The organism is Methylophaga sp. SB9B, from assembly GCF_004832235.1.
Classification (GTDB): Bacteria; Pseudomonadota; Gammaproteobacteria; order Nitrosococcales; family Methylophagaceae; genus Methylophaga; species Methylophaga muralis.
In genome coordinates, this window is sequence record NZ_SSXS01000029.1 from 1 (window position 1) to 835 (window position 835).

Below are 835 nucleotides of genomic sequence, written 5' to 3' on the forward strand. Positions count from 1 at the left end.
CCGCACATCAGATCGTCTTCCTATGGCCTGTGGGCTTCCATGCGGGGGCTATTACATTTGGCATCTCACTACGTCCGATCACAGGCATTGGTGCCACGGTAAATTCGCCGTAGCGTTGGTTAATCTTATCTACCGCCTGATTAATCTTTTCACGTTTGATTTGATGGGTGTTATCCAAAAATAAATCCTGCTGCCGAGACTCTGTGGGATTTAATGCTGTGATTTGTACCTGTCGAGCATCTTGGCCAACCCAATACTTTTGCATAAACTGCCGACCCAGTTCATAAATAACCTGACCATCGTCCGTGGTGAAATCAATCTTTGTTTTCATACCAAGCCAGCCCGCTTCGGTTTTGATACCGATGAAAAAATGATTCGATTGAAAGTTATGACGACGCAGTCTTGTTCCGACCTTTTCAGCCATATGCTGCAAGTAAAGTAAAACGGTTCGTAAATCACGGGTACCAGGCGGCATGACTTTGCCATGCCCAATGGTTTTAGGCGGTTTTACGATTGTTGTTACGGGCTCGGGATCTTTGCCTTGAGCCATTAACCAGATTCGTCTGCCGGGATTACCAAAGCGTTTGGCTAAGATGCCGATCGGTAACTTCTTCATATCGCCACATTTATATACGCCGTACTTATTCAGAAACGTGCCAATGCCTTTAGCAATACCACTCAGCTCAGTGACAGGTTCATCGGCCAGTCTAGCTTCAGCTTCCCAAGGCTTGATAACAGTTAAACCATCTGGCTTATTCAATTTGGCTGCAAACTTGGCAGTAGTTTTGTCACCACTCACACCAACACTACACGTCAGGCCAGAAGCATCGCTCAC

At 46.3% G+C, this 835-nt stretch carries 1 protein-coding gene; it reads right to left on the minus strand.

What is annotated here, in order from left to right:
• Window positions 1-7: 7 nt before the first annotated feature.
• Window positions 8-835 (minus strand): DNA polymerase IV (locus E8Q33_RS14990; protein WP_136555701.1); only part of this gene is annotated, 828 nt, incomplete at its 5' end.